Origin of the sequence: Sarcina sp. DSM 11001 (assembly GCF_900101015.1) — a bacterium.
GTDB lineage: Bacteria > Bacillota > Clostridia > Lachnospirales > Lachnospiraceae > CAG-791.
Map to the genome: position 1 here is coordinate 1 of NZ_FNFZ01000076.1, position 1,203 is coordinate 1,203.

Sequence of the window (1,203 nt, forward strand, 5' to 3'; positions counted from 1 at the left end):
GCGCTGTAATCGGCATAGGAGTCGTCCGCACCTGAAAGGGCATGGCTCCTCCCGCCGGTACCGTACTGATCCTTAAGATATTCCGCTCTTTCCTGCGTATCCTCATGCCTGAGGAAGAAGGAATATGTCGAGATACGTCCGTCGGAATAAGGTCCCCCGGCAGCAAGGAAGGCGTCCGCTTCCTCCTGTGTGATGAAAACGGCATGCTCCTCCCAGGAAAATCCTTCCCTTGCATCGAAGGGTACTGTTTCCCTGGAGAACTGGCGGAACTGTGAAAGCATGCGGTCCGGATTGTAATAAGGAAATCGCATAAGGTCGGGAGATTCCGCATAAGCGGCAGCAAGACCCTCCAGGCGTTCCACAAGGTCTGCAAGATAGGCTGGATCATCAAGCTTTTCCGATACTTTCGTCACGGCATCGGGGAAGCCGCCTTCAAAGATGGATGTATCTTCAAAAACGATGTCCGTGATCCCGTCAGCAAGGTCGTGTTCCATATAGACAAGCGCGGTGGCGTGCTCACGCAGAGCGTTTCCCCTCGCAGCGTCAAGGACGGACTGAGGGGCATATTCTCCCTGGGCAAGGAGCTGGCGGATCCTGCCGGAGACATCGTCCCATGACAGATAAGCCTTATCCATCAGAGGATCATCCACGGAGTGACCTGCAGCAAACTTCATGCCTGCCTCATCAAACCAGACACAATGATCCTTCCCTCCTATGACAAGCCCCTTCCCGCCTTTTCCATACTCGCGCCGGACAAACTCTGCTGCATCCTCGGAAGACGGGTCTGTCATGAAGTGATAGATGATACGGAGCTGGCTACCTGTACGATTACCGCCGGTACGAAGAAACTCATCAATGACTTCCGGAGGAATGTTGGATTCTCCGGCAAAAACAGCATCCATGTGTTCCTCGATCTGCCTTCTCTGCTGTGCAGCCGTCGGCAGGTTCGGAAAGGTGATGATCGGTGAAATAGAAAAAGCAGGGGACCTGGTGTCCTCTGCTTCGGGTATTTCCTGTATTTCAGCTTTTTCTGGTCCGGAAGTTGATCCAGTCTCTGATCTGGCCGGGCCTCCGGCAGCAGCTGTGATGTCTGTTTCATCGATATCGTCCATGTCGTCTTCGGAGATCAGCTGTACACCAATTCCCTCAGAACGGTCTCTTCCGCGCGGATCCGGATATTGTTCATCTGCTGTACCCAGGCCA

The 1,203-nt window shown here is 53.8% G+C and carries 1 pseudogene; it reads right to left on the reverse strand.

The window, feature by feature from the left end:
• Window positions 1-1,203: pseudogene (locus BLT02_RS17480) on the reverse strand (DNA methylase); the annotation flags it as partial.